At 50.1% G+C, this 1,226-nt stretch carries 11 tRNA genes and 1 rRNA gene; all 12 read right to left on the bottom strand.

The window, feature by feature from the left end:
* Positions 1-96 precede the first annotated feature (96 nt).
* Positions 97-172: transfer RNA gene (locus ACFXN8_RS06940), tRNA-His, on the bottom strand.
* Between the two features lie 32 nt (positions 173-204).
* Positions 205-278, bottom strand: a tRNA-Trp gene (locus ACFXN8_RS06935).
* Between the two features lie 13 nt (positions 279-291).
* Positions 292-375 (bottom strand) — tRNA-Tyr (locus ACFXN8_RS06930).
* A gap of 10 nt (positions 376-385) precedes the next feature.
* A tRNA-Thr gene (locus ACFXN8_RS06925) sits at positions 386-461 on the bottom strand.
* A 12-nt stretch (positions 462-473) separates the two neighbouring features.
* Positions 474-546, bottom strand: a tRNA-Phe gene (locus ACFXN8_RS06920).
* Positions 547-563: 17 nt separating this feature from the next.
* Positions 564-639, bottom strand: a tRNA-Asp gene (locus tag ACFXN8_RS06915).
* A gap of 4 nt (positions 640-643) precedes the next feature.
* Positions 644-718 (bottom strand) — tRNA-Met (locus ACFXN8_RS06910).
* A gap of 25 nt (positions 719-743) precedes the next feature.
* Positions 744-819, bottom strand: a tRNA-Val gene (locus ACFXN8_RS06905).
* Between the two features lie 17 nt (positions 820-836).
* Positions 837-911: transfer RNA gene (locus tag ACFXN8_RS06900), tRNA-Glu, on the bottom strand.
* 30 nt (positions 912-941) lie between these two features.
* Positions 942-1,033: transfer RNA gene (locus ACFXN8_RS06895), tRNA-Ser, on the bottom strand.
* A 5-nt stretch (positions 1,034-1,038) separates the two neighbouring features.
* Positions 1,039-1,115, bottom strand: a tRNA-Asn gene (locus tag ACFXN8_RS06890).
* Positions 1,116-1,131: 16 nt separating this feature from the next.
* Positions 1,132-1,226: ribosomal RNA gene (rrf, locus tag ACFXN8_RS06885) — 5S ribosomal RNA — on the bottom strand; the annotation flags it as partial.

Genomic DNA, 1,226 nt, shown 5'->3' with positions numbered 1-1,226 from the left:
TGGGAATCGAACCCACGAATGCCTGAACCACAATCAGGTGCGTTAACCACTTCGCCACAACCGCCATATTATTATATTTTATTATTTTAAATTAAATGGGGCGACTGATGGGAATCGAACCCACGAATGCCTGAACCACAATCAGGTGCGTTAACCACTTCGCCACAACCGCCATATTATTATATTTTATTATTTTAAATTAATTGGCAGGGGCAGTAGGAATCGAACCCACACCAAAGGTTTTGGAGACCTCTATTCTACCGTTGAACTATGCCCCTATTAAATTAAAACTGGTGGAGGGGGACGGATTCGAACCGCCGAACCCTAAGGAGCGGATTTACAGTCCGCCGCGTTTAGCCACTTCGCTACCCCTCCGGGAAAGTCATGGTGCCGGCGATAGGAGTCGAACCCACGACCTACTGATTACAAGTCAGTTGCTCTACCAACTGAGCTACACCGGCAAAAAAATGTGATGGGTCAGGACGGAATCGAACCGCCGACACTTAGAGCTTCAATCTAATGCTCTACCAACTGAGCTACTGACCCATATTCTTTTAAAAAAATGGCGGTCCCGACCGGGATCGAACCGGCGATCTCCTGCGTGACAGGCAGGCATGTTAACCGCTACACCACGGGACCATTTTGGTTGCGGGGGCCGGATTTGAACCAACGACCTTCGGGTTATGAGCCCGACGAGCTACCACTGCTCCACCCCGCGATAATAAGGTGATTTATTTAAATAATGGTGGAGGATGACGGGCTCGAACCGCCGACCCTCTGCTTGTAAGGCAGATGCTCTCCCAGCTGAGCTAATCCTCCATCTGGGTATTGAAAAATGGTGACCCCTACGGGATTCGAACCCGTGTTACCGCCGTGAAAGGGCGGTGTCTTAACCACTTGACCAAGGGGCCATCGTTTGGAATGATAAATCCTTAAAGTGCTGGCGGAGAGTAAGGGATTTGAACCCTTGAGACAGTGTTAACCGCCTACACGATTTCCAATCGTGCTCCTTCGGCCACTCGGACAACTCTCCAAGAATGGCTCCGAAGGCAGGACTCGAACCTGCGACAACCTGATTAACAGTCAGGTGCTACTACCAACTGAGCTACTTCGGAATAATTTTATCATGTAGCCTAGCGACGTCCTACTCTCACAGGGGGAAGCCCCCAACTACCATCGGCGCTAAAGAGCTTAACTTCCGTGTTCGGTATGGGAACGGGTGTGAC

Origin of the sequence: Lysinibacillus sp. NPDC059133, assembly GCF_042755925.1 — a bacterium.
In the GTDB taxonomy this organism is placed as follows: domain Bacteria; phylum Bacillota; class Bacilli; order Bacillales_A; family Planococcaceae; genus Lysinibacillus.
The sequence above is the reverse complement of the archived record's forward strand: the minus strand, read 5'-3'. Positions and strand labels throughout refer to the sequence as shown.